Source organism: Mesorhizobium sp. M2A.F.Ca.ET.037.01.1.1, from assembly GCF_003998075.1.
Classification (GTDB): domain Bacteria; phylum Pseudomonadota; class Alphaproteobacteria; order Rhizobiales; family Rhizobiaceae; genus Mesorhizobium.
Map to the genome: position 1 here is coordinate 1 of NZ_RZSA01001525.1, position 950 is coordinate 950.

At 65.1% G+C, this 950-nt stretch carries 1 protein-coding gene and 1 pseudogene; both read right to left on the minus strand.

Annotated features, from left to right (window positions below; genetic code table 11):
* Positions 1-55: 55 nt before the first annotated feature.
* Positions 56-751 carry an urea ABC transporter ATP-binding subunit UrtE gene (gene urtE / locus EOA27_RS38090; RefSeq protein WP_041000655.1) on the minus strand — a complete coding sequence of 232 codons (696 nt, stop codon included), beginning with the start codon at positions 749-751 and terminating at the stop codon, positions 56-58.
* Between the two features lie 70 nt (positions 752-821).
* A pseudogene (locus EOA27_RS38095) lies at positions 822-950 on the minus strand (ABC transporter ATP-binding protein); the annotation flags it as partial.

A 950-nucleotide genomic window follows, 5' to 3' on the forward strand; every position in this document is an offset into this window, starting at 1 on the left:
GACCCTTGGGTCTGCGCCGCGTCGCTTCGCTCCTTGCTTCGCCCAAGGATGCGAGTTACACCGTGAGGAACTTCCGCACATCCGCCCGGTCGAGATCCTCGGCCGGACCCGTATGCACGATCTGCCCGCGATCCATGATGTTGACCTCGTCGGCTAGCTCGCGGCAGAAGTCGAGATATTGCTCGACCAGAAGCACGGCGATCCCCGCCTGGTCGCGCAGATAGCGGATGGCGCGGCCGATATCCTTGATGATCGACGGCTGGATGCCTTCGGTCGGCTCGTCGAGCACCAAAAGCTTCGGCCGCATCACCAGCGCTCGGCCGATGGCGAGCTGCTGCTGCTGCCCGCCGGAGAGATCGCCGCCGCGGCGGCCGAGCATCTGCTTCAGCACCGGAAACAGCTCGAAGACATGCGCCGGGATGTTGCGGTCCGCGCGCCGCAGCGGCGCGAAACCGGATTCCAGGTTCTCGCGCACCGTCAGCAGGGGAAAAACCTCCCTGCCCTGCGGCACGAATGCGATGCCCGACCGGGCGCGGTCATACGCCGCGCTCCGGTCGAGCGCCTTCCCCTCGAAGGCAACGCTTCCGCTCGTCAGCCGGTGGTGGCCGACGATCGATCTCATCAAACTGGTCTTGCCGACGCCATTGCGGCCGAGCACGCAAGTAATCTTGCCGGCGCCCGCCTTCAGCGAAACGCCGCGCAGCGCCTGGGCGGCGCCATAGTGAAGCGTGGCATTGGAGACTTCGAGCATGGTCAGCCCCTTCTCCAGCGCTTCAGGAAAGCGAAATCGAAACGGTAGAACGGAACCCGCCAGACCATGCTCAGCGCCCCAGATAGACTTCGACGACGCGCTCGTCCGCCGAAACGAAGTCGAGCGTGCCTTCCGAGAGCACCGAGCCCTCATGCAGGCAGGTGACCTTGACGCCGAGCTCGCGCACAAAATGCATGTC

Coding starts and splice junctions, on each gene's coding strand:
- urtE (WP_041000655.1), bottom strand. CDS start 751: ATGCTCGAAGTCTCCAATGCCACGCTTCACTATGGCGCCGCCCAGGCG.